We start from the raw sequence: 19,312 nt of genomic DNA on the forward strand, positions 1-19,312 counted from the left end.
ACTCAGCTCTCCGTGCTCTGCGCTTCTGCGGGTGCCGCGGCTTCGGGCACGGCGGCGCTTGCAGTGTTGTCTTCGCCGCCGGCCGCCCGGCCCGCGTCGGTACCGGTTGCCGTGGTGCCCGAGGCGCCGCTGCGACGCGGGCGGGTGCCGGTGGGCCGCTCACGGCGCGGGCGGTCGGCACCGGCGGGGGCGGCGGCGGCGAGCTCACGCTTGCCGCCGACGATGTCGCCCTTGTAGATCCAGACCTTCACGCCGATCCGGCCGAAGGTGGTCTTGGCTTCGTACAGGCCGTAGTCGATGTCGGCCCGCAGGGTGTGCAACGGGACCCGGCCCTCGCGGTAGAACTCCGAGCGGCTCATCTCGGCACCGCCGAGACGACCCGAGCACTGCACCCGGATGCCCTTGACGTTGGGCTGGCGCATGGCCGACTGGATGGCCTTGCGCATCGCGCGACGGAACGCCACGCGGTTGCTCAGCTGCTCCGCGACACCCTGGGCCACCAATTGTGCTTGGGACTCCGGGTTTTTCACCTCGAGGATGTTCAGCTGGACCTGCTTCTTGGTCAGCTTCTCCAGGTCGGCACGGATGCGGTCGGCCTCGGTGCCACGACGGCCGATGACGATGCCCGGCCGCGCGGTGTGGATGTCCACCCGGACCCGGTCACGGGTCCGCTCGATCTCCACGTCAGCGATGCCTGCGCGCTCCAGGCCGGACGACAGCAGCCGGCGAATCGCGACGTCCTCCTTGACATAGTCGGCGTACTGCTTGTCGGCGTACCAGCGTGACTTCCAGTCGGTGGTGATGCCCAGCCGGAAGCCGTGCGGATTGATCTTCTGGCCCACTAGTCTGAGCCTCCCTTCGGTTCAGCAGCCTCAGACGTCTTTGCGGGTGCCTTCTTGGCGGGCGCCTTGGTAGCCGCCTTCTTGGCTCCCGAAGCGGGTCCAGCCTTGGTCGCCGCCTTCTTGGCTCCCGAAACAGGGCCGGCCTTGGCGGCGGCCTTGCTGCCCTCGGCGCGACGCGTCCGCGACGACTTCGAGGACCGCTCGTCCTTGCTGGGCCGGCTCTCCACGATCACGGTGATGTGGCTGGTGCGCCGGCGGATCCGGAACGCGCGGCCCTGGGCACGCGGACGGATGCGCTTGGCGGTCGGGCCCTCGTCGGCGTACACCGTGGCCACCACCAGAGTGGCGGGGTCCAGCCCGTCGTTGTTCTGGGCGTTGGCAGCGGCACTGGCGATCACCTTGGCCACCGGCTCGCTGGCCGCTTGCGGCGCCCAGCGCAGGATGTCGAGTGCGTCCGCCACGGACCGGCCGCGCACCAGGTCGATCACCCGGCGCGCTTTCGTGGGCGACACCCGGACGAACCGCGCCTTGGCGGTCGCCGATGGATATTCAGTGGTAATACTCATCGCCGCTTACTCTTCCGGTCGTCCTTGATGTGTCCCTTGAAGGTGCGGGTGGGCGCGAACTCCCCCAGCTTGTGACCCACCATCGATTCGGTGACGAACACCGGGACGTGCTTGCGGCCGTCGTGCACCGCAAACGTGTGCCCGATGAAGTCGGGAATGATGGTCGAACGCCGGGACCAGGTCTTGATGACCTGCTTGGTGTTCTTCTCGTTCTGCACGTCGACCTTCTTGAGCAGATGGTCGTCGACGAACGGGCCCTTCTTGAGGCTGCGTGGCATTATCGGCTACTCCCTGACTTCATCCTTGCTAGCGACCGTGCTTCTTGCCGGTGCGACGGCGTCGGACGATGAGCTTGTTACTGGCTTTGTTGGGATTACGGGTACGGCCCTCGGGCTTGCCCCAGGGACTCACCGGGTGACGACCACCGGAGGTCTTACCCTCACCACCGCCGTGCGGGTGGTCGACGGGGTTCATCACGACGCCACGGACCGACGGGCGCTTGCCCTTCCACCGCATGCGACCGGCCTTGCCCCAGTTGATGTTCGCCTGCTCGGCGTTGCCCACCTCGCCGACCGTGGCGCGGCAGCGGACGTCGACGCGGCGGATCTCACCGCTGGGCATGCGCAGCGAGGCGTAGGTGGATTCCTTGCCCAGCAGCTGGATGCTCGATCCGGCCGAGCGCGCCAGCTTGGCACCGCCGCCGGGCCGCAACTCCACGGCGTGCACCAGGGTGCCGGCCGGGATGTTGCGCAACGGCAGGTTGTTGCCGGGCTTGATGTCGGCGTTGGCGCCCGACTCGACGATGTCGCCCTGCGAAAGACCGTTGGGCGCAATGATGTAGCGCTTCTCCCCGTCGAGAAAGTGCAGGAGTGCAATCCGTGCCGTGCGGTTCGGGTCGTACTCGATGTGGGCGACCTTGGCGTTGACGCCGTCCTTGTCGTTGCGACGGAAGTCGATCACCCGGTATGCGCGTTTGTGGCCGCCACCCTGGTGACGGGTGGTGATGCGGCCGTGCGCGTTACGCCCGCCCTTGCTGTGCAGCGGGCGCACCAACGACTTCTCCGGCGTCGAGCGGGTGATCTCGGAGAAATCCGACACGCTGGCGCCACGACGACCCGGGGTCGTCGGCTTGTACTTGCGAATTGCCATGTCTAATCAGATCTTTCTCTCGCGCTCGGCGCTAGGCCGGGGCTCCGAACAAGTCAATCGGCTTGCTACCCGGTGCCAGGGTGACGATGGCGCGCTTGGTGCTCTTGCGCGTCCCGTAACCGGACCGGGTGCGCTTGCGCTTGCCCTGCCGGTTCGCGGTGTTCACCGAGGCGACCTTGACGGCGAAGATCTTCTCGATAGCGATCTTGATCTGCGTCTTGTTCGAGTCGGGGTGCACCACGAAGGTGTACACGTTGTCGTCGAGCAGCCCGTAGGACTTCTCCGAGATGACCGGCGCCAGGATGATGTCGCGGGGGTCAGCGATCGTCGCCATCAGGCCGAAACCTCCTCGGAAGACGCCGTGTTGGCGGTGTTGGCGGAGATGTAGGCGTTCAGGGCCTCCACGCTGAACACCACATCGTCGGCGCGCAGCACGTCGTAGGTGTTGAGCTGGTCCGGCGGCAGGATGTGGACGCCGGGCAGGTTGCGCACGCTCTTCACGCCGGCCTCGTCACTGCGGCCGACCACCACCAGGACCTGCTTGCGTTCGGTCAGCGTGGCCAGGAATGCCCTGGCGCTCTTGGTCGAAGGGGTCTGTCCCTCGACCAGCTCGGTGACCGCGTGGATGCGTCCGTTGCGGGCCCGGTCGGACAGCGCCCCGCGCAGTGCGGCGGCGATCATCTTCTTGGGTGTGCGCTGGCTGTAGTCGCGCGGCTTGGGGCCGTGCACCACGCCACCTCCGGTGTACTGGGGAGCCCGCGTCGATCCCTGCCGGGCGCGACCGGTTCCCTTCTGCCGGTAGGGCTTGCGGCCACCACCACTGACATCACCGCGGGTCTTCGTCGAGTGCGTGCCCTGTCGGGCCGCCGCGCGCTGCGCGGTGACGACCTGGTGCATCAACGCGATGTTGGCGGGTGCATCGAACAGCGCGGCCGGCAACTCGATGGAGCCGTCGACCTTGCCCGCCGGCGTCTTGACGTCAATCTTGAGAGCCATTACTTCTCACCTCGTTTGATCGCGCTGCGGACCATCACGAGTCCACCGGTGCGGCCGGGAACCGCGCCCTTGATCAACAGCACGCCTTTCTCGGCGTCGACCTTGTGCACGACCAGGTTCTGCACGGTCACCCGGTCGTTGCCCATCCGGCCGGCCATCCGGGTGCCCTTGAACACTCGTGCCGGCGTGGCACACCCGCCGATGGAACCCGGGCGGCGGTGCACCGCCTGGGCGCCGTGGCTGGCGCCCTGTCCGCGGAAGCCGTGCCGCTTCATGGTGCCCGCGAAGCCCTTGCCCTTGGAGGTGCCGGTCACGTCGACGTAGGAGCCGTCGGCGAAGATCTCCGCCGTCAGCTCCTGGCCCACCTCGTACTCCGCCGCGGCCTCCGCGTCGTCCAGCCGCAGCTCGGCCAGGTGCCGGCGCGGGTTGACGCCCGCGGCCGCATACTGACCGGTGACCGGCTTGTTGACCTTGCGCGGGCTGATCTCGCCGTATGCCAGTTGCACGGCGCTGTATCCGTCACGCTCGGGGGTCCGGACGCGGGTCACCACGTTCGGACCCGCCTTGACTACGGTCACCGGCACGACCCGGTTGTTCTCGTCGAATACCTGCGTCATGCCCAGCTTGGTACCCAGCAGGCCCCGCCGCGCGGCGGAATTGCCCTGTCTTGCCATCGTTTCCGATCTCCTACTGGATGTTGACGTCGACACTGGCCGGAAGATCGATGCGCATCAACGCGTCAACGGTCTTCGGCGTCGGGTCGAGGATGTCGATCAGCCGCTTGTGTGTGCGCATCTCGAAGTGCTCCCGCGAGTCCTTGTACTTATGCGGAGAGCGGATGACGCAGTACACGTTCTTCTCTGTCGGCAGAGGCACCGGCCCCACGACGCTGGCTCCTGTACGCACGACGGTCTCGACGATCTTGCGCGCCGACGCGTCAATAGCCTCATGGTCGTAGGCCTTCAGCCTGATGCGGATCTTCTGTCCCGCCACGCTTCTCCTACCTCATCTCCCACACTCGGGCCCGTTTCCGAACCTGTCCCACACGTTGAGCCCGGTTTGGGCCCGGTGCCCCCGGCGCGCGGATCGACCGCCCTGACGAGGGCCGATCCAGCGTTGCGCCGGATACTGCGCCGCTGTTTACCTGTCGTGGTTCAACCGCTCCCCGCGCTCGGGCGTGTCACCCGCACGCAGCCTCGTAGGCGGCTGAATAGTCGCGCTCCAAGGTTGGGACCGGACGCGCCCATGGTGGGCGCTGGTCGTATGCCCGGCCAGGGCGAACCTGGCGCAGGGCAACCTGAACAGTATGCCCCAGATCACCGGTTCGGCCAAATTGCGGGTCGAGAACCCCGGCGTGCCGACGGCGGCAGCTGCGGTACGGACCCGGCAGCGACCCTACCAGCGCTTTTGATGCGCCGGGGTGGTGGCGGATCGAGGACCGGACCGTCCTGCGCTGCCGGCCGGTTAGATATCGGAGTTTCCGGCATCCGGGACCAGACCCGCGTCCCGCCGGCCCTTGACATACAGGAAGCCGTCGACGGCGGCCCGAGCCGTTTCCCGGCAGTCGAAATCGGGCAGCGTGCTCAATCGGCCCAGGACCAGCGGCGCGATCAGCGGTGCTATCGCGCTGGAACGGTCGACCCTGCGTTCGCGCAGCACGCTGATCGCGCTCGACGCGCCCGGCGGGCGGTCTGGTTCCGGCGGCTCCCGCAGGTCGGGCCCGCGGGCGCGACGGGCGACAGCTGCGGCTGGCCCGGCGCGTCCGGGGAGGCCGCGCAAAAGTGGGCTCGCCTTGACCGAAAGCGCCTCCGGCCCGCCTCAGTCGAGCTATCATCCGAACAGGGGAGAGGTTCGTACGGGTGTCGGACACGATCCACGTTTGGCTGGGGGGCCACATGTCATATGTGATCGCTGCGCCGGAGTATGTGGCTGCGGCCGCTACGGACTTGTCCAACATCGGTTCAGCGATCAGCGATGCCAACGCCGCGGCGGTTTTCCCGACGACTGGGGCGGTGATCCCGGCCGGCGCCGACTCGGTGTCAATGGAGATCGCGGCGCTTTTCGGGGCTCACGCTCAGGCGTTCCAGGCGCTCAGCGCCCAGGCGGCGGCATTCCATGAGCAGTTCGTACACCTGATGAACCTCGGCTCGCAGTCCTACGCGCTCACCGAAGCCACCAACGTTTCGGCGATCCAGACCGGCGTCCCCAACATGCCGCAGCAGACACTGGGCCGCTCGGCGTTGAGCGAGGGTTCCTACGCGGCGCCGGCGGCCACGGCAGCGGCACGGACGGTGGCCATCGGCCCGGCCGCAGCCGGACCGGTTGGCGCGGCGATCGCACCGGCGGCGGCGCCGGTGGGTGCGATGGGTTCGGCGGTGGCGGCGAGTTCGCCCGGGCCGGTGGGCACCGTGAGTTCGGTGTCTCGTCAACCGATTCCGTCCCAGCCGGCGAGCAGCGCAGAGCCGGCCGAAATCACCGGGCGGGCAGCGGTTTCCGCGTTGCCGGCGCCGCTGGCGGCGCGGGCGCTGCCGGCCGTCGCGGCTACGGCCCCGGCGGCCCGGATGGAAACCGGCGGCGAGGCGGCGCCGGCATCCGCCTGAAGCGGCCGGCCCCTCTCACTGAACGAATTCGGCCGCCCGGTGCCCCAACATCACGATCGTGGCGTGCGGCCCACGGCTGGGAACCACCGGCAGCACGGATCCGTCTATCACCCAGAGGTTTTCGATCCCGAGGACACGACATCTGTTGTCTACGACAGCGTTCGGATCGCCGTCGACACCCATCGGGGCGCTGCCACACAGATGTTGTGACGTCGACCAAGCCGGCGAACCCGTTGCGGTACTGCAGAGTTCACGGGCCAGCTGACAACCCTCCCGCAGCACAGCCACATCGGCCGGTTCGCTGTCGTAGTGATGCTCTATTCGCGGCGGCGTTCCGGGGTCCGCCGAGATCAGGGAGATGCGTCCGCGCGAACGCGGTCGCATGAGCGCCACACCGATGTGTGGCCAATCACTTTGCCCCGCAGCACCATCGCCGGTCATGGCCACGAATCCACCAGTGTAGGGGCGTATTTCGATGCCGTCGGCGGTGTTGAGCACAACCTCGAGCACCGGGCGGTCCGCCGCCACCTGCCAGCCGGTCGACATCACCCATTCCGGGTGATCGCTGCACCGCAACCCGACCGGCAGCGCCGCAACGACCTTCACACCGGCGGCCCGCAGCATTGCCTCGTCGCCCATACCGGACAGCATCAGCAGATGGGCCGAACGAATCGCGCCGCAGCACAATATGATTCGGTCTGCGGTGAGCTCGATGGAACCCTCCGGGCCAACCGCATCCACGCCGGCCGCGGCGCTGCCGGCCATGCGCAGCCGCACCACCCGGGTGCTGCCCAGCAGCGTCAGATTACGTCGCCGCAGGGCGGGCAGCAGAAACGCGGCCCCGGAGCCGGTGCGGACGCCGTCGACGATGTTGAGCGGCACCGCCCCCACCCCTGTGGGCAGATCGGGGCCGACATCATTGAGGTCGGCGATCCAGCTGAATCCCGCGCGCCGGCTGGCGGCCGCGAAGGCCTCGGTGACGCCGGTCAGGTCGGCTGTGCGACGCACCGGGATGGGGCCGGCACCGCCGTGGGCCGGGGTGTCGAAGTCGAGATCGGTCTCGATGGCCCGGAAGTGGTCGAGCACGTCGGCCCATCCCCAGCCCGGTATCGCCAGGCGGTCGAAGTCGCCGGGCAGACCTCGGCAGAAGTAGCCGCCGTTGACGGCCCCGGATCCGCCTACCGTGGTTCCGCGGACGATCCGAACCTGGCGGGCTGGGTGGTCGGTGAGCGTCGCCAGGTAGCGCTCGGCCAGCGGGCTACCCGTTCCGATGGGTAGCCGCAACCCGTTGCGGGTCCGGCCCAGCAGCGTGGCGTCGGCGAGGCCGGGACCCGCTTCCAGCACCGTGACGGTGCGACTCGGATCGGCGGAAAGCCGTTCGGCGACAACCGAACCAGCGCTTCCGGCACCGACGATCAGCACATCGCTGTGCCTGGCGGCTGCAGACAAAGCGGCCGTTACGTCCGAATCTGTGGCTTGAGCGCGCCGATATTGCGTTCGCGGACCACCCCGTACCACAGCCCCATCCCGTAGGCCAGGTCGTCGATGCGCTTGAGCATCAGGAAGGTCAGCAATCCGATCGGCTCGGCGTCTTCGCCGACGGCGTCCCTGCGGCGAAACCAGTCCGCCACCCCATCCACGATCGCCGCGATCAGGATGACGTGCCTGCAGTGCCGCGACAGGATTGCGGCCAGCAGCGCCACCGGCCAGTAGTGCCGGCAGATTGCCGAGGCCAATTGCAGCGCCGCGGACCACAGCCCGCGGGTGGCGATCACGACGACATCGCGCAACGTCGTCTCGTAGGATGTCTCAGCGCCACGCAGGGCCCTGGCGATGCGGCGGCCCGTCAGGACGGCGATGACCACCGACGCCAGTTGGGCGAGGCCGGTGCCGAGCGCCATCAGGATCCAGGCCGTCAGTGCCCAGCCGGAAATCACCACCGGCGCGGTCTTGTCGGGGTGCCGCACCGACAGGGGCGCCGCGGAGCCGCCGTAGAACGCCTTGCGGGCGATCCAGCCCCGCAACTCGGTCCGGTGGTCATGCGCCACCAGTGCAACTGGCTCATACCGAAGCCGGGCACCGGCTTCCACGAGTCGCCAGCACAAGTCGACGTCCTCACCGGACTGCATCGTCTCGTCGAACCCACCGACCCCGCGGATCGCCGCGGCGCGGCAGACGATCGCGGCGCTCGGCACATACGACACCGCGCTGTGTGGCAACACCGGCGCTTCCCGCAGGCCCAGATCCAGCGACGAGTGCACCGCTTCGTAGCGGGCGATCACATTCTCGTCCTGCGCCAGGCCGACGATGCGGGGCGCGACGAGTGCGACCGTCGGGTCGCAGAAGTGACCGAGCAGAGCCTCGAGCCACCCGCGCCGTGGCGCCACATCGGAATCCAGGAACGCGACGAAGTCGGTGGCGCAGGCCGCCAGTCCGGTGTTGCGCGCCGCGGCCGGGCCCTTGTTGCGCGGGTGGTGCAGCACTTCGACATCGCAGTGCGTGCCCGCGAAATCTTCCCGTTCGATCGGGCGCGAGGATCCGTCGTCGACCACGATGACGCGCAGCCCGCGCAGCGACGCCACCAGTCGTCGCACACCAGTCAGGTTGTCGCGCACCGGTATAACAACGGTGACGTCTCGGTGCGACGGGCCCGTCGCCGGGCGGGGGTGGGCCACCGTGGCGTCCAGCAGCGTGCGGGCCAGTTGGGCGCTCACCTCATCGCGAACCTTGAGCCGGCCGTCGCAGAGCAGGTCCTGGGCAGCGGGTGCCAATCGCAGCAGCCGGGTCGGCGAGCCGCCGAGCAGAGCCTTGCCGTCGCCGAGCACCCGCACGCGACGATCGACCTGCACGGCAAACCCGTCAGGCAGTCGGGTCTGGGTCATGTTGCCAGCATCCCGTCGGCACCGGGCATCCACCGATCGATGCGATGCACGCAGTCGTCGACCATCTCGGTGAAGATCCGGCTGCCCTCGGCCGCGGTGGCGGTGGTCGGATCGCCGAGCACCCCGATGCGGCTGACTGCCGCGACCCCGCCACGCTGCATCGAGGGCAGCAACTCGCGAAGCGGAGCCTCGTTGCCGGCGATCAATTGGTCGGTGCGCACGGTGGCGGGCCAGAGGTGGAGTAGTAACGATGTTTCGGTATGTCCGGCATGCGCATCGCCGCCGGCACAGGCACACGGGCACCATGCGGCGTCGCGGCCCTCGGCGCGCAACCGGGCGATCGCGGTCTTGAGCGCGCTGACATTGCCGCCGTGGCCGTTGACGAAGACCAGCCGCTGCGCCCAGCAGGTGGCCGACCGTCCGTACTCCACCAACAACATGGTCAGGGCATCGGTACCGATGGAGATCGTTCCGGGGAAACTCTGGTGCTCGCCACTGGCGCCGTAGTCGATCGCGGGCGCCACCAGCCAGTCGAGCCGCGCACCGACAGCGCGGGCCACCGCCGTGGCGATCCGGGTGTCGGTGTCCAACGGCAGATGCGGACCGTGTTGTTCGGTAGCCCCCAACGGAATCATTATTGACGGCTTTATTGACGCAGAGGCGGATATCGAGAGTTGGCTCGACGTCGATTCCCCCAGTTCGCCGAGTACGGGCACTCGCCGATGGTAAGACGAATTCACCTGGCGTGCACCAATTGTTGCGCTATCAATCCGATTTTTTTTCCGTGGTGTTGATTGACGGGCGAAAATTTCTGCTCGTTTGCCACGACTGCCCCGCAGGTATCACCTCGGGGCAAGTGGCCGTTTCGCAAGCACCCGCTTTGTGGTAGGGCACCGCGCACGGAAAACCAGGTTTCGCAACCAGGACAGGCTACGCGCAATCTGGCTGTCCGGGTGGGCTCAGCCCACGCCCAACTCCCGGGTGAATCCGTCCGGGACCAAGATGTCGTCAGCGGTGAGGTCGTGGATGGACGAATGACCGAGACCCATCAGCGCTGAGTCGACTCCGCCGCGCAGGATGTCGAGCACGTTCTCGACGCCGGCCTGGCCGGCCGCCGCGAGCCCCCATAGGTAGGCCCGCCCGATCATCACCGCCCGCGCTCCGAGCGCCACCGCCTTGACGACGTCGCTCCCCCGCCGGATACCGCCGTCGAGCAGCACCTCCACCTGATCACCGACGGCCTGCGCCACGGCCGGCAGCGCGCGGATCGAGGCGGGTGTGCCGTCCAGGTTGTTGCCGCCGTGGTTGGACACCGAAATCGCCGAAACCCCGGCATCCACCGCCCTTTTGGCGTCGTCGACGCGCATCACACCCTTGAGCATGAACGGTCCGCCCCACAGCTCCCGCAGCCACGCGATGTCTTCCCAGGTAGGCGGGGGCGTTCCCATCCACTCGCCGTAGGCGGCGAAGAACGGCGGGCCCGGCTCGCCGCGGCGGCCCTGGTTCGGCACCCGCAGATCCGGCGGCCGCATCGTCTTGCCGAACTTCCACAGCCAGCGCGGCTTGGTGATCGCCTCGGGCGACAGCCTGAGGATGGTCTTCAGGTTCATCGCTTCGGGGATCTTCGGGCTGCCCCAGTCACGTCCGTGGGAGAACGTCCAGTCGGTGGTGACGATCAGGCCGACCGCTCCCGCGGCCCGGGCCCGCTCGGCGCGCTCGGCGATCGCGTCCCGGCCGCCGAGCCAGTAAATCTGAAAGAAGATCTTGGGGTTGGCGGCGATGACCTCCTCGATCGGCTTGCTGGCGAACGAGGACAACCCCATCGCCGTGCCCCGGGCCGCGGCGGCGCGCGCGACGGCCACCTCGCCGTCGGGATCCACCGCTTGGACGCCGGTCGGTGAGATGAGCACCGGCATCGAAATGTCCTGTCCCAGCACGGTCGTCGCCAGGTCGCGTTTGGCGCTGGCGCCGATGACATGCGGTGCGAATCCGAGTTCGCTGAATGCCGCCACATTGTCGGCGACCGTCACGCCTTTTTCACTGGCGGAAATAAGCGACGAATAGACGGATTTAGGCAGCCGTCGCTTAGCGCGTTGTTGGGCAATCGCTACTGTTTCAAACCATTGGTCTGCCATAGCTATACGGGACTTTCGTTGCAGAGCCGCGACGGCGGTCTGGTGGACAGAGTCAACGGCACCGGTGTGCTGATCCGCTTGCCCCGGGAGTGGTCGCCACGCGGCCTCGGCGTCTCACGTTCGGATGCGAGCGCCGCGGCGCCATGGCCTTGTACACACTCGGGATCGGGGCCGTCCATCGGCAGGCCGGTGAAGAATTTCGCCGCCATGCAGCCACCGCGGCAGCTGTCGTAGTGTGCGCAGCTTCCGCATGCTCCGGCGGACTGCGGCTCGCGCAGCTCTCGGAACAGCGGGGCGTTCTTCCAGACACTGGCAAATCCGAGGCCGAAACCGCTGTCCCTCAACACGTTTCCAGCGAGGAAGCGGTCGTGGATGGCGAACGGGCAGGCGTACACGTCGCCCACCGGGTCGATCAGGCACACCACCCGGCCGGCACCGCACATGTTCAGCCCGGCCAGCGCACCGCCGGAGCCCAGCGGCGCCAGGTGGAAGAAGGAGTCGCCGGTCAGCACCCGCTCCCCCTTGGCCACCAGCCAGTCATAAAGCTGCACCTGCTGTTCGGCGGTGGGATGCAGGTCCTCCCACACGTCAGCGCCCCGTCCCGACGGTCGCAGCCGGGTGATGCGCAGCGTGGCGCCGTACCGGCGCGCCAGGGCGGCGAACGCGTCGAGCTGGTCCACGTTGTGCCGGGTGACCACGACCGAGATCTTCGCGTCCCGGAATCCGGCCGCTGCCAGGTTCTCCAGTGCCCGCACCGCCATGTCGAAGGACCCGGCCCCCCGAACGGCATCGTTGACCTCGGCGGTCGCCCCGTCCAGCGAGATCTGCACGTCCACATAGTCGCTGGCGGCCAATCGGGCCGCGACCTCAGGGGTGATGCGCACGCCGTTGGTGGAGAACTTCACCCCGACATGGTGTGCGGTCGCGTAGTCCACCAACTCCCAGAAGTCCGCACGCACGGTGGGTTCGCCGCCGCCGATGTTCACGTAGAACACCTGCATGCGTTCGAGTTCGTCGATGATGTCCTTGCACTGGCGGGTGGAGAGCTCACCTGGATCACGTTTGCCCGACGACGACAGGCAATGCACGCACGCCAGATTGCAGGCGTAGGTCAGCTCCCAGGTCAGGCAGATCGGTGCGTCGAGCCCGTGCTCGAACTGCTCGATCAGGGCGGGGACTCTGGCTGCGGTGGTCACGGCGCCTTCCGGGGTACGAGCATGCTGGATTGAGCCAACACACCCAGGGCGTGCAGATAAGGGCCCTGGTCGCGGTCGTCGACCCCGGCGGCCCGACAGGCGGACCGGATGTCGGGATGGTCGGCCAGCGACTGCACCACGGCCAAAATGGTGCGGTTCTTCAGGAACGACAGCTTGCGGGTGCCGAAGTGATACAGCAGCGCCCCAAAGGGTTCCGGCCGAACCGCCACCTGCGGATGCAGTTGCCAGCCGGCATCCGGGTCGAACTGCGCGGTGTCCCGGACCGGCGCGGGTGCAGGCACCGTCAGTAGACCCCGCACATGCCGTCGATCGAAACCTCTTCGACCAGCGTCTCGGTGACGAGTTCGGTTTCGGTCTGGTTCTCGTTGTCCATGGCGATTGCCTTTCATCGAAGGGATTCGACAATGATGGGTGGTGCTGGTCACAATCTTGTGGCAAGAATATGGCATCGAGTGCCGAAACGGAAGGGCGGAGTCTGATGCTGCAGGAGTCGCGGGTGGGCAGGCGCCGCTCGACGACGCCGCTGCACATCTCCGACGTCGCGATCGACATGTTCGCCGCCCGTGGTTTCGCCGACGTCAGCGTCGACGACGTCGCGCAGGCCGCCGGGATCGCCCGGCGGACCCTGTTTCGCTACTACGCCTCCAAGAACGCGATCCCGTGGGGCGACTTCGACGCCCACCTGGAACGGCTGCAGGAACTGCTGGACGACGTCGATCCCCGGGTACCGCTGCGCGAGGCGCTGCGCGGGGCGCTGCTGGCGTTCAACACCTTCGACGAGTGCGAGTCCGTTCGGCACCGTCAGCGCATGCGGGTGATTCTGGAAACCGCTGAGCTGCAAGCCTATTCAATGACGATGTATGCCGGCTGGCGCGAGGTGATCGCCGGGTTCGTCGCCGGCAGGTCCGGCCGCAAGACCACCGACCTGATACCGCAGACCGTCGCCTGGACGATGCTCGGGGTCGCGCTGAGCGCCTACGAGCACTGGCTGCGCGACGAGTCGGTCTCGCTGCCCGAGGCACTCGGCAATGCGTTCGACGTCGTCGGCGCCGGCCTGGATTCACTCGAGTGAGCCGCCAATGAGCGATGTCGCTCATCTCTTGCACACTCTGCGGTCGCAGGGACGGTTCTGCACCCGGTCCGGGTCGGCGATGTACGGGGAACTGTTCGAACTAATTGCCCGCGACGTGGAGACCGGCGGCGTCTTCGCGACCATTCTGGCCGGCCAGGAGACGGCGTCGTCCGGTCAGGCGGTGCCGCTGCGGTTGCTCGGCGGGCTGCACCGGATGGTGCTCGACGGCCGGGCCCCGCGCTTGCGCCGCTGGTATCCCAGCGCCGGCGGCCACTGGGACGCCGAGGCCGCCTGGCCCGAGATCGTGCAGGTCGCAGATGACCGACCCGACGTGCTGCGGGCGGCGCTGCGCCAGCCGCCGCAGACCAACGAGGTGGGCCGGTCCGCCGCGCTGATCGGCGGCCTGTTGTATCTCAACAGCGAATTTCGTTTCCCAATAAGGCTTTTCGAGCTAGGTTCCAGCGCGGGGCTGAACCTGCGGGCCGATCGGTACCACTACCGCTACGCCGGCAATCAGTGGGGACCGGCCGATTCGCCGGTGGTGATCGACGACGCCTGGCACGGCGAACTGCCGCCGGGTGGCAGGCTGGAGATCGTCGAACGGCGCGGATACGACATCGCGCCGCTGGACGTGACGGGCGTCAACGGCGCCGACGGGGAGCTGACCATTCTGAGCTATGTGTGGCCGGACCAGGAAGCGCGGCTGAACCGGGTGCGCGGCGCCATCGCGGTGGCCCGCGAGGTGCCGGCGCAGTTGGAGTGCCGGACGGCCGCCGAGGCGGTCACCGCGCTGAGCCTGGCCGAAGGCGCACTGACGGTGCTGTGGCACTCGATCACCTGGCAGTACCTGTCCGCGGACGAACGCGCGAGCGTACGAGCCGGGATCGACGACCTGGCCGCCCGGGCCCGCGCGCAGGCACCGTTTGCGCACCTGACTCTCGAGCCGGCGCGGGAGGGACCGGAAGGCACGTTGAAGTTCCTGGTCCGCGCCACCAGGTGGCCGGGTGGCGAGGAGCATGTGCTGGCCGAATGCCACGCCCACGGCGCACCGGTGCACTGGCATTGAACCAGCCCCAAGAAATTTCGGATGACCCCGTCGGAATTCGGCCCGGCACAACGACGATATAGGCGTGAGCGGCCAACCTCACCACCGGCTCGATGCGGCGCACACGCTGCTGGCGCTGTACGACGACGCGTTGCCGGTGGTCTACGGCTACTTCCTCCGACGCTGCGGCGATCGGGGGACGGCGGAGGATCTGACGTCGGAAACCTTCTTGGCCGGCCTGGATGCCGCCCGGCGCGGCGACCCGCCGGCGATCGCGATGCCCTGGCTGATGGGAGTGGCCCGACACAAGCTGGCCGACCACTATCGGGGCCGGCGCGACCCGGTGCCGGTGGCCGAGCCGCCCGAGCCGGTGGACCCTCCTGACGACTGGGACGCCGAACTGGACCGGTTGATCGCCGAGAGCGTCCTGGCCAGGTTGAGCGACGCGCACCGCGCCGTGCTGGTGTTGCGCTACATGGACGACTGCAGCGTCGGCGAATGCGCTGCATTGCTCGGGCGCACCGTGCATGCCACCGAGGCGCTGCTGATTCGCGCCAAGAAGGCGTTCCGAAAAGAGTATCCGGAAGGGGGCACGTCATGAGCCAGCACGATCCGCTCAGCGTGCTGCACACCGATGACCTTCCGGTGCAACCCGATCCGGGCTTCGCCGCGCGGTTGCGCAGACGCCTTCAGTCCGCACTGGCACTACCGGAAGGAGTTCTCATGAGTGGCACGACCGGCACCCTCTCCCAACTGGCCGAATCCTCGCCGCCGTCCGAGGCACCCCGCCCGGCGGCGCTGCCGTACCTGAACGTCGGCGATGCGCGTGCCGCCCTGTCCTGGTATGCCGACGCCTTCGGCGCGGTGTTGGCCGGCGAACCAATCGTGATGGAGGACGGCCGAATTGGGCATGCCGAGATCGAAATCGGCGACGGTGTGCTCTATCTGGCCGACGAGTATCCCGAACTGGGACTGCGAGCACCTGCATCGGGTGCGGTGTCGGTGAGTCTGATGCTGCACGTCCCCGACACCGATGCGGCGTTGCAGCGCGCGCGGGAGCACGGCGCCACGGTTCAGCGCGAGGTGTACGAGGGTCACGGCTCGCGCAACGCAACCATCGTCGACCCCTTCGGCCACCGCTGGATGCTCACCGGACCGGTGCGCGTCCCGGCAAACGGTATCCGGCCGGGCGACCTCGGGTACGTCTCGCTGTGGGTTCCCGACGCCGACCGTGCCGCCGCGTTCTACGCCCATGTGCTGGGCTGGACCGTCGACGCCGCGTCGCAACGGGTGACCAACACCGAACTGCCGACCGGGATCCACGCTGTCGCCGGTCTGCCGACCCTGTTCTGTTGCTATGCCGTAGCCGATTTGGCAACCGCGCGCGCGGCCATCCTCGATGCCGGCGGCTCGGTGGGCGAAACCCGTGACGCCGAGCACGGCATCACCCTGGACGCCACCGATCCGCAGGGTGCGGCCTTCGCGGTATTCGAACCGTCGCCCGACCGGGAACGGCCGCAGCTCAACGGATCCGGGCCCGGGGAGTTGGCCTACGTGACCTACGAGGCCGTCGAATCCGCCGGCTTCCGCGACTTCTACGGCAGGGTGCTGGGCTGGACGTTCGAACCCGGCCGCGTCACCGACGGGTGGCAGGTCCGCGACGCTCACCCGATGTCGGGTGCCGCGGGCGGCAGCCTGCGCCGCAGCACCGTGCCGATGTGGACCGTCGCCGACATCGACGCCGCGGTGGCCCGGGTCCGCGAGGCCGGCGGCACAGTGCTGGCCGAACCGTCGCGTCAGCCGTACGGCCTGTCCGCCGAATGCGCCGACGATCAGGGCTCGCGCTTTTACCTCGGCCAGTTCTAGCCGGTGGCGTCCAGCATCTCCGAGATCGGCACGGCGGCGGCGATCTTGGCGCGCACCTTCATGACCTTGCCGGGCAACCCGCCACCGACCACGCCGACCAGCGCACCGTCGCGTTCGTAGTAGGCCAGGAACTTGCGGCCGTCGTCTTCGACGAGGTGCACGGTGTCGGTGGCTTCCGGCTCGCCCAGGCACTGGATCTTCACGTCGTACTGGTCGCTCCAGAAGTACGGGACCACGACGGCCGAGGGCACCTCGCGGCCCAGCATGGCGGGCACCACCACTCGCGTCTGGTCGGCGACGTTGCTCCAATGTTCAACGCGCACTTGATGTCCCGTGGCATCACGCCAGGAGGCGACGTCGCCGAGCGCCCAGACGTGCGGCGCGCTGGTGCGGCCGGCTTCGTCGCAGACGACGCCTTTATCGGTCCCGTCCACCTCGATGCCGCTGTCGTCGAGCCAGCCGGTGGCCGGGTGCGACCCGATGCCGACCACCACCAGGTCGGCGGCGACTTCCGTGCCGTCGGTCAGCACCACCGAGTCGACATGGCCGTCGCCCCGGACCTCGGCCACCCCGGTGCCGGTGCGCACGTCGACACCCTCGTCACGGTGCAGCCGCGTGACCAGCGCGCCGATCTGCTCGCCGAGCACCGAGGCCAGCGGTGTCGGCTGCGGTTCCACCAGGACCACGTCCACCCCGAGACCGCGCAGACTGGCCGCGACCTCGCAGCCGATGAAACCCGCACCGACCACGACCGCCTTCGTGGCCGACGAGGCGTGGGCGCGCAACGCCATGCACTCGTCGAACGACCGAAGTACCCGAATCCCGTCCAGGTCGGGCAGGCTGGGAATCCGCCGGGGCACCAGGCCGGTGGCGATGACGAGTTCGTCGTAGTCCAGCGAGGTTCCGTCGGCCAGCGTCACGGTCTGGGCTGCGGTGTCGATGCCGGTGGCCGGGACGCCGAGGCGCAGGGTGATGTCCTTCTCGTCATACCATTCCCGCGGTTTGAGGGCGGTATCGTCGATCTCGCTGCGCAGCACCTCCTTGGACAGCGGCGGCCGATCGTAGGGCAGGTGCACCTCGTCGCTGACGATCGTGATGGGCCCGGCGTACTCCGCTCGGCGCAGCTGCTCGGCGGTGCGGGCGGCGGCCAGCCCGCCGCCGACGATCACGATTCCGTGTGTGCTCACGTGGTGTTCATAGCACGCTCGACAATCAGTACTTCAATGCGCCCTTGTCGACCGGGATCTGGCTGCCGGACAGGGTGCCCGATCCGTCGCCGGCCAACCACACCACGACGTCGGACACCTCGCCAGGGGACATAAAGCCCTTGTACTGCATGGGCATTGGCGGGAAGGCGTGCACGAAGCGGGGATGCTTGGCAAACACCTGCATCATCGCCTCCGGCTCGATCATCGGGGTGTCGACCGAGTAGGGGTGGATCGAGTTGACCCGGATGCCGAATTCGCCCAGCTCGAGCGCCAAGGTGTTGGTCAGCGCGGTCAGACCGAACTTGCTGGCCGCGTAGTGGCCGTTGCCGGGTGTCGCCTTCAGCCCGGCCGCCGAGCTGACCACCACGATGGAGCCGCCGTTGCCGGCTTCGATCATCGCGGGCACGGTGGCCCGCAGGGTGCGCCAGGTGCCCGTCAGGTTGACCCCGATGACGGTGTCCCACTGCTCGTCAGTGAGTTCCCACACCCGGCCCCAGCCCAGGACTCCGGCATTGGCGACCACGACGTCGAGCCGGCCGAACTGTTCGACCCCGTCGGCCACCAACTGCCGCACCGCCGCGTCGTCGCGCACGTCCACCTCACGGGCCAGCACCTTGCGACCTTCGGCCTCCACCGCGCGGACGGTCTCGGCGAGATCTTCGGGTGTGGCCGGCGGGTAGGTCAGGGTGTCCGACACCGGCCCGCAGATGTCCGAAGCGATGATGTCGGCGCCTTCGCGGGCGAGCCGGATGGCATGGGAACGGCCCTGGGCACGCGCGGCTCCGGTGATGAACGCGACCCGTCCTTGAAGTGATTGCGCCACTGCTCCCCTTTCGCCGCCTGCCAGGCTAGCAGCGAAACTGAAACGTGTTCTAGTTAGGTCAGATCTCGGAGATGATCTGGGCGCGGCGGCTGGCGTACTCCTGGTCGTTGACCACGCCGCTGGCCCGCAGCGAGTCCAGCTCCTGCAGCCGGTCGGCGATCGAGGCCTGCGCCGGCGCGGGCGCCGCCCCGGCCTGCTGCTGGCCGGCCCGGCGCACCACCGCATGCAACTGCTGGCGCAGTGCCGGATTGGAGCGCACGTCCACGATCCGGTTGAGCGGGATGTTGTTGGCCTTGAGCAGCTGCAGGATCTCCATCAACGGCCCGGACTGGCCGCTCAGGTCGTAGGTGCGGTTGTCCTCCTCGACGGTGAACTGGGCCGGCACCAACCCGTTGACCAAAGCGCTTCGCTCCCAATCGATCCGATACTCGTTGGTGGCCGGGTCGACCAACACGACAAGCTTGCGGGCGGTCAGGTTGCCCAGCCGGGTCACACTGGCGATCACCCGGTCCTCGCTGTCGAACGGAGCGATCCCGGGACCGGAGACATGCAGATGCACCTTGACCACCGGCTGCTCGTTGATCCGGGTGCCCGTCTCGGTCAGACCGGTGATCTGCGCCAGCGCCAGCACCCCGGCCTGCTCGAGCGCCTCGTTCTTGGCCGCCGTGTTGACGCTCCAGAACGTCAACCCGATCGCGACCAGCACGTCGGCCACGGTGATCAGCAGACCGACATAGAACATCCAGGACAGCAGCTGACCGAAACCGAGGGTGAAGTAGACGACCAGGAAGATCGGCCCGACCAGGCCGCCGCACAACAGCACCAGCAGCTGCATCTTGATGTACCGCGCGAGCATCGGCTTTCCCCTCACTGTGTTCGGGCCGAGCGCCCGAAAGATGATGTCAGAGTAT

The 19,312-nt window shown here is 68.2% G+C and carries 24 protein-coding genes; 5 read left to right on the plus strand and 19 right to left on the minus strand.

Annotated features, from left to right (window positions below):
- Positions 1 to 2: 2 nt before the first annotated feature.
- From rpsC to AC5Y7D_RS27530, 9 genes are all read right to left on the minus strand, one after another.
- A complete protein-coding gene (gene rpsC, locus AC5Y7D_RS27490) occupies positions 3 to 842 on the minus strand; it encodes a 30S ribosomal protein S3 (protein ID WP_499929067.1) in 840 nt (279 codons plus the stop codon).
- Entirely contained in the window at positions 842 to 1,408 is a 567-nt protein-coding gene (gene rplV / locus AC5Y7D_RS27495) for a 50S ribosomal protein L22 (RefSeq protein WP_499929069.1), read from the minus strand. The genes rpsC and rplV overlap by 1 nt, the downstream gene beginning before the upstream one ends.
- Positions 1,405 to 1,686 carry a 30S ribosomal protein S19 gene (gene rpsS / locus AC5Y7D_RS27500; protein ID WP_011739061.1) on the minus strand — a complete coding sequence of 94 codons (282 nt, stop codon included), beginning with the start codon at positions 1,684 to 1,686 and terminating at the stop codon, positions 1,405 to 1,407. The genes rplV and rpsS overlap by 4 nt, the downstream gene beginning before the upstream one ends.
- Positions 1,687 to 1,714: 28 nt before the next feature.
- Positions 1,715 to 2,557 carry a 50S ribosomal protein L2 gene (gene rplB, locus AC5Y7D_RS27505; RefSeq protein ID WP_205876463.1) on the minus strand — a complete coding sequence of 281 codons (843 nt, stop codon included), beginning with the start codon at positions 2,555 to 2,557 and terminating at the stop codon, positions 1,715 to 1,717.
- A gap of 31 nt (positions 2,558 to 2,588) precedes the next feature.
- On the minus strand, positions 2,589 to 2,891 hold the full coding sequence (rplW, locus tag AC5Y7D_RS27510) for a 50S ribosomal protein L23 (protein WP_065137390.1): 303 nt from the start codon (positions 2,889 to 2,891) through the stop codon (positions 2,589 to 2,591).
- Positions 2,891 to 3,553, minus strand: a complete 663-nt coding sequence (gene rplD, locus AC5Y7D_RS27515; protein ID WP_499929073.1) for a 50S ribosomal protein L4 — start codon at positions 3,551 to 3,553, stop codon at positions 2,891 to 2,893. The genes rplW and rplD overlap by 1 nt, the downstream gene beginning before the upstream one ends.
- Positions 3,553 to 4,227, minus strand: a complete 675-nt coding sequence (gene rplC, locus AC5Y7D_RS27520; protein WP_499929075.1) for a 50S ribosomal protein L3 — start codon at positions 4,225 to 4,227, stop codon at positions 3,553 to 3,555. Before rplC ends, rplD begins: the two co-directional genes overlap by 1 nt.
- A 13-nt stretch (positions 4,228 to 4,240) precedes the next feature.
- The gene (gene rpsJ, locus AC5Y7D_RS27525; protein ID WP_003873519.1) at positions 4,241 to 4,546 is read right to left on the minus strand and encodes a 30S ribosomal protein S10; all 306 of its coding nucleotides are present in this window, start codon (positions 4,544 to 4,546) and stop codon (positions 4,241 to 4,243) included.
- Between the two features lie 471 nt (positions 4,547 to 5,017).
- A complete protein-coding gene (locus AC5Y7D_RS27530; protein WP_499929077.1) occupies positions 5,018 to 5,332 on the minus strand; it encodes a hypothetical protein in 315 nt (104 codons plus the stop codon).
- Positions 5,333 to 5,412: 80 nt separating this feature from the next.
- Here AC5Y7D_RS27530 and AC5Y7D_RS27535 point away from each other — a divergent pair, with 80 nt between their 5' ends.
- Positions 5,413 to 6,153 carry a PE family protein gene (locus tag AC5Y7D_RS27535; protein WP_499929079.1) on the plus strand — a complete coding sequence of 247 codons (741 nt, stop codon included), beginning with the start codon at positions 5,413 to 5,415 and terminating at the stop codon, positions 6,151 to 6,153.
- A gap of 15 nt (positions 6,154 to 6,168) precedes the next feature.
- Here AC5Y7D_RS27535 and mftG read toward each other — a convergent pair whose 3' ends face one another.
- From mftG to mftA, 7 genes are all read right to left on the minus strand, one after another.
- Positions 6,169 to 7,602 carry a mycofactocin dehydrogenase MftG gene (mftG, locus tag AC5Y7D_RS27540; RefSeq protein ID WP_499929081.1) on the minus strand — a complete coding sequence of 478 codons (1,434 nt, stop codon included), beginning with the start codon at positions 7,600 to 7,602 and terminating at the stop codon, positions 6,169 to 6,171.
- A gap of 8 nt (positions 7,603 to 7,610) precedes the next feature.
- The gene (gene mftF / locus AC5Y7D_RS27545) at positions 7,611 to 9,035 is read right to left on the minus strand and encodes a mycofactocin biosynthesis glycosyltransferase MftF (RefSeq protein ID WP_499929082.1); all 1,425 of its coding nucleotides are present in this window, start codon (positions 9,033 to 9,035) and stop codon (positions 7,611 to 7,613) included.
- Positions 9,032 to 9,775, minus strand: a complete 744-nt coding sequence (gene mftE, locus AC5Y7D_RS27550; protein WP_499929084.1) for a mycofactocin biosynthesis peptidyl-dipeptidase MftE — start codon at positions 9,773 to 9,775, stop codon at positions 9,032 to 9,034. The genes mftF and mftE overlap by 4 nt, the downstream gene beginning before the upstream one ends.
- Before the next feature lie 219 nt (positions 9,776 to 9,994).
- Positions 9,995 to 11,170, minus strand: a complete 1,176-nt coding sequence (gene mftD / locus AC5Y7D_RS27555; RefSeq protein WP_499929086.1) for a pre-mycofactocin synthase MftD — start codon at positions 11,168 to 11,170, stop codon at positions 9,995 to 9,997.
- Positions 11,171 to 11,172: 2 nt separating this feature from the next.
- Positions 11,173 to 12,366, minus strand: coding sequence for a mycofactocin radical SAM maturase (gene mftC / locus AC5Y7D_RS27560; RefSeq protein ID WP_499929088.1), 1,194 nt, complete (start codon positions 12,364 to 12,366; stop codon positions 11,173 to 11,175).
- On the minus strand, positions 12,363 to 12,686 hold the full coding sequence (gene mftB, locus AC5Y7D_RS27565) for a mycofactocin biosynthesis chaperone MftB (protein ID WP_499929090.1): 324 nt from the start codon (positions 12,684 to 12,686) through the stop codon (positions 12,363 to 12,365). The genes mftC and mftB overlap by 4 nt, the downstream gene beginning before the upstream one ends.
- The gene (mftA, locus tag AC5Y7D_RS27570) at positions 12,671 to 12,760 is read right to left on the minus strand and encodes a mycofactocin precursor MftA (protein ID WP_036352637.1); all 90 of its coding nucleotides are present in this window, start codon (positions 12,758 to 12,760) and stop codon (positions 12,671 to 12,673) included. Before mftA ends, mftB begins: the two co-directional genes overlap by 16 nt.
- 105 nt (positions 12,761 to 12,865) lie before the next feature.
- Here mftA and mftR point away from each other — a divergent pair, with 105 nt between their 5' ends.
- The 4 genes from mftR (at position 12,866) to AC5Y7D_RS27590 (ending at position 16,370) form a co-directional block, all read left to right on the plus strand.
- Entirely contained in the window at positions 12,866 to 13,459 is a 594-nt protein-coding gene (gene mftR / locus AC5Y7D_RS27575) for a mycofactocin system transcriptional regulator MftR (RefSeq protein ID WP_499929093.1), read from the plus strand.
- 7 nt (positions 13,460 to 13,466) lie between these two features.
- Positions 13,467 to 14,525, plus strand: coding sequence for a DUF2332 domain-containing protein (locus tag AC5Y7D_RS27580; RefSeq protein ID WP_499929095.1), 1,059 nt, complete (start codon positions 13,467 to 13,469; stop codon positions 14,523 to 14,525).
- 64 nt (positions 14,526 to 14,589) lie between these two features.
- Positions 14,590 to 15,105 carry an RNA polymerase sigma factor gene (locus tag AC5Y7D_RS27585; RefSeq protein WP_499929097.1) on the plus strand — a complete coding sequence of 172 codons (516 nt, stop codon included), beginning with the start codon at positions 14,590 to 14,592 and terminating at the stop codon, positions 15,103 to 15,105.
- The gene (locus AC5Y7D_RS27590) at positions 15,102 to 16,370 is read left to right on the plus strand and encodes a VOC family protein (RefSeq protein WP_499929099.1); all 1,269 of its coding nucleotides are present in this window, start codon (positions 15,102 to 15,104) and stop codon (positions 16,368 to 16,370) included. The genes AC5Y7D_RS27585 and AC5Y7D_RS27590 overlap by 4 nt, the downstream gene beginning before the upstream one ends.
- Here AC5Y7D_RS27590 and AC5Y7D_RS27595 read toward each other — a convergent pair.
- Genes AC5Y7D_RS27595 through AC5Y7D_RS27605 form a run of 3 tightly spaced genes read right to left on the minus strand, consistent with a single transcriptional unit; the run spans position 16,367 to position 19,257 of the window.
- Positions 16,367 to 17,557 (minus strand): NAD(P)/FAD-dependent oxidoreductase, encoded by a 1,191-nt coding sequence (locus AC5Y7D_RS27595; RefSeq protein WP_499929101.1) that lies wholly within the window; start codon positions 17,555 to 17,557, stop codon positions 16,367 to 16,369. The genes AC5Y7D_RS27590 and AC5Y7D_RS27595 overlap by 4 nt on opposite strands.
- Before the next feature lie 25 nt (positions 17,558 to 17,582).
- Positions 17,583 to 18,401 carry a mycofactocin-coupled SDR family oxidoreductase gene (locus AC5Y7D_RS27600; protein WP_499929103.1) on the minus strand — a complete coding sequence of 273 codons (819 nt, stop codon included), beginning with the start codon at positions 18,399 to 18,401 and terminating at the stop codon, positions 17,583 to 17,585.
- Between the two features lie 58 nt (positions 18,402 to 18,459).
- Positions 18,460 to 19,257, minus strand: coding sequence for an SHOCT domain-containing protein (locus AC5Y7D_RS27605; RefSeq protein WP_499929109.1), 798 nt, complete (start codon positions 19,255 to 19,257; stop codon positions 18,460 to 18,462).
- Positions 19,258 to 19,312: the final 55 nt, after the last annotated feature.

This window comes from Mycobacterium sp. NGS49, from assembly GCF_059812565.1.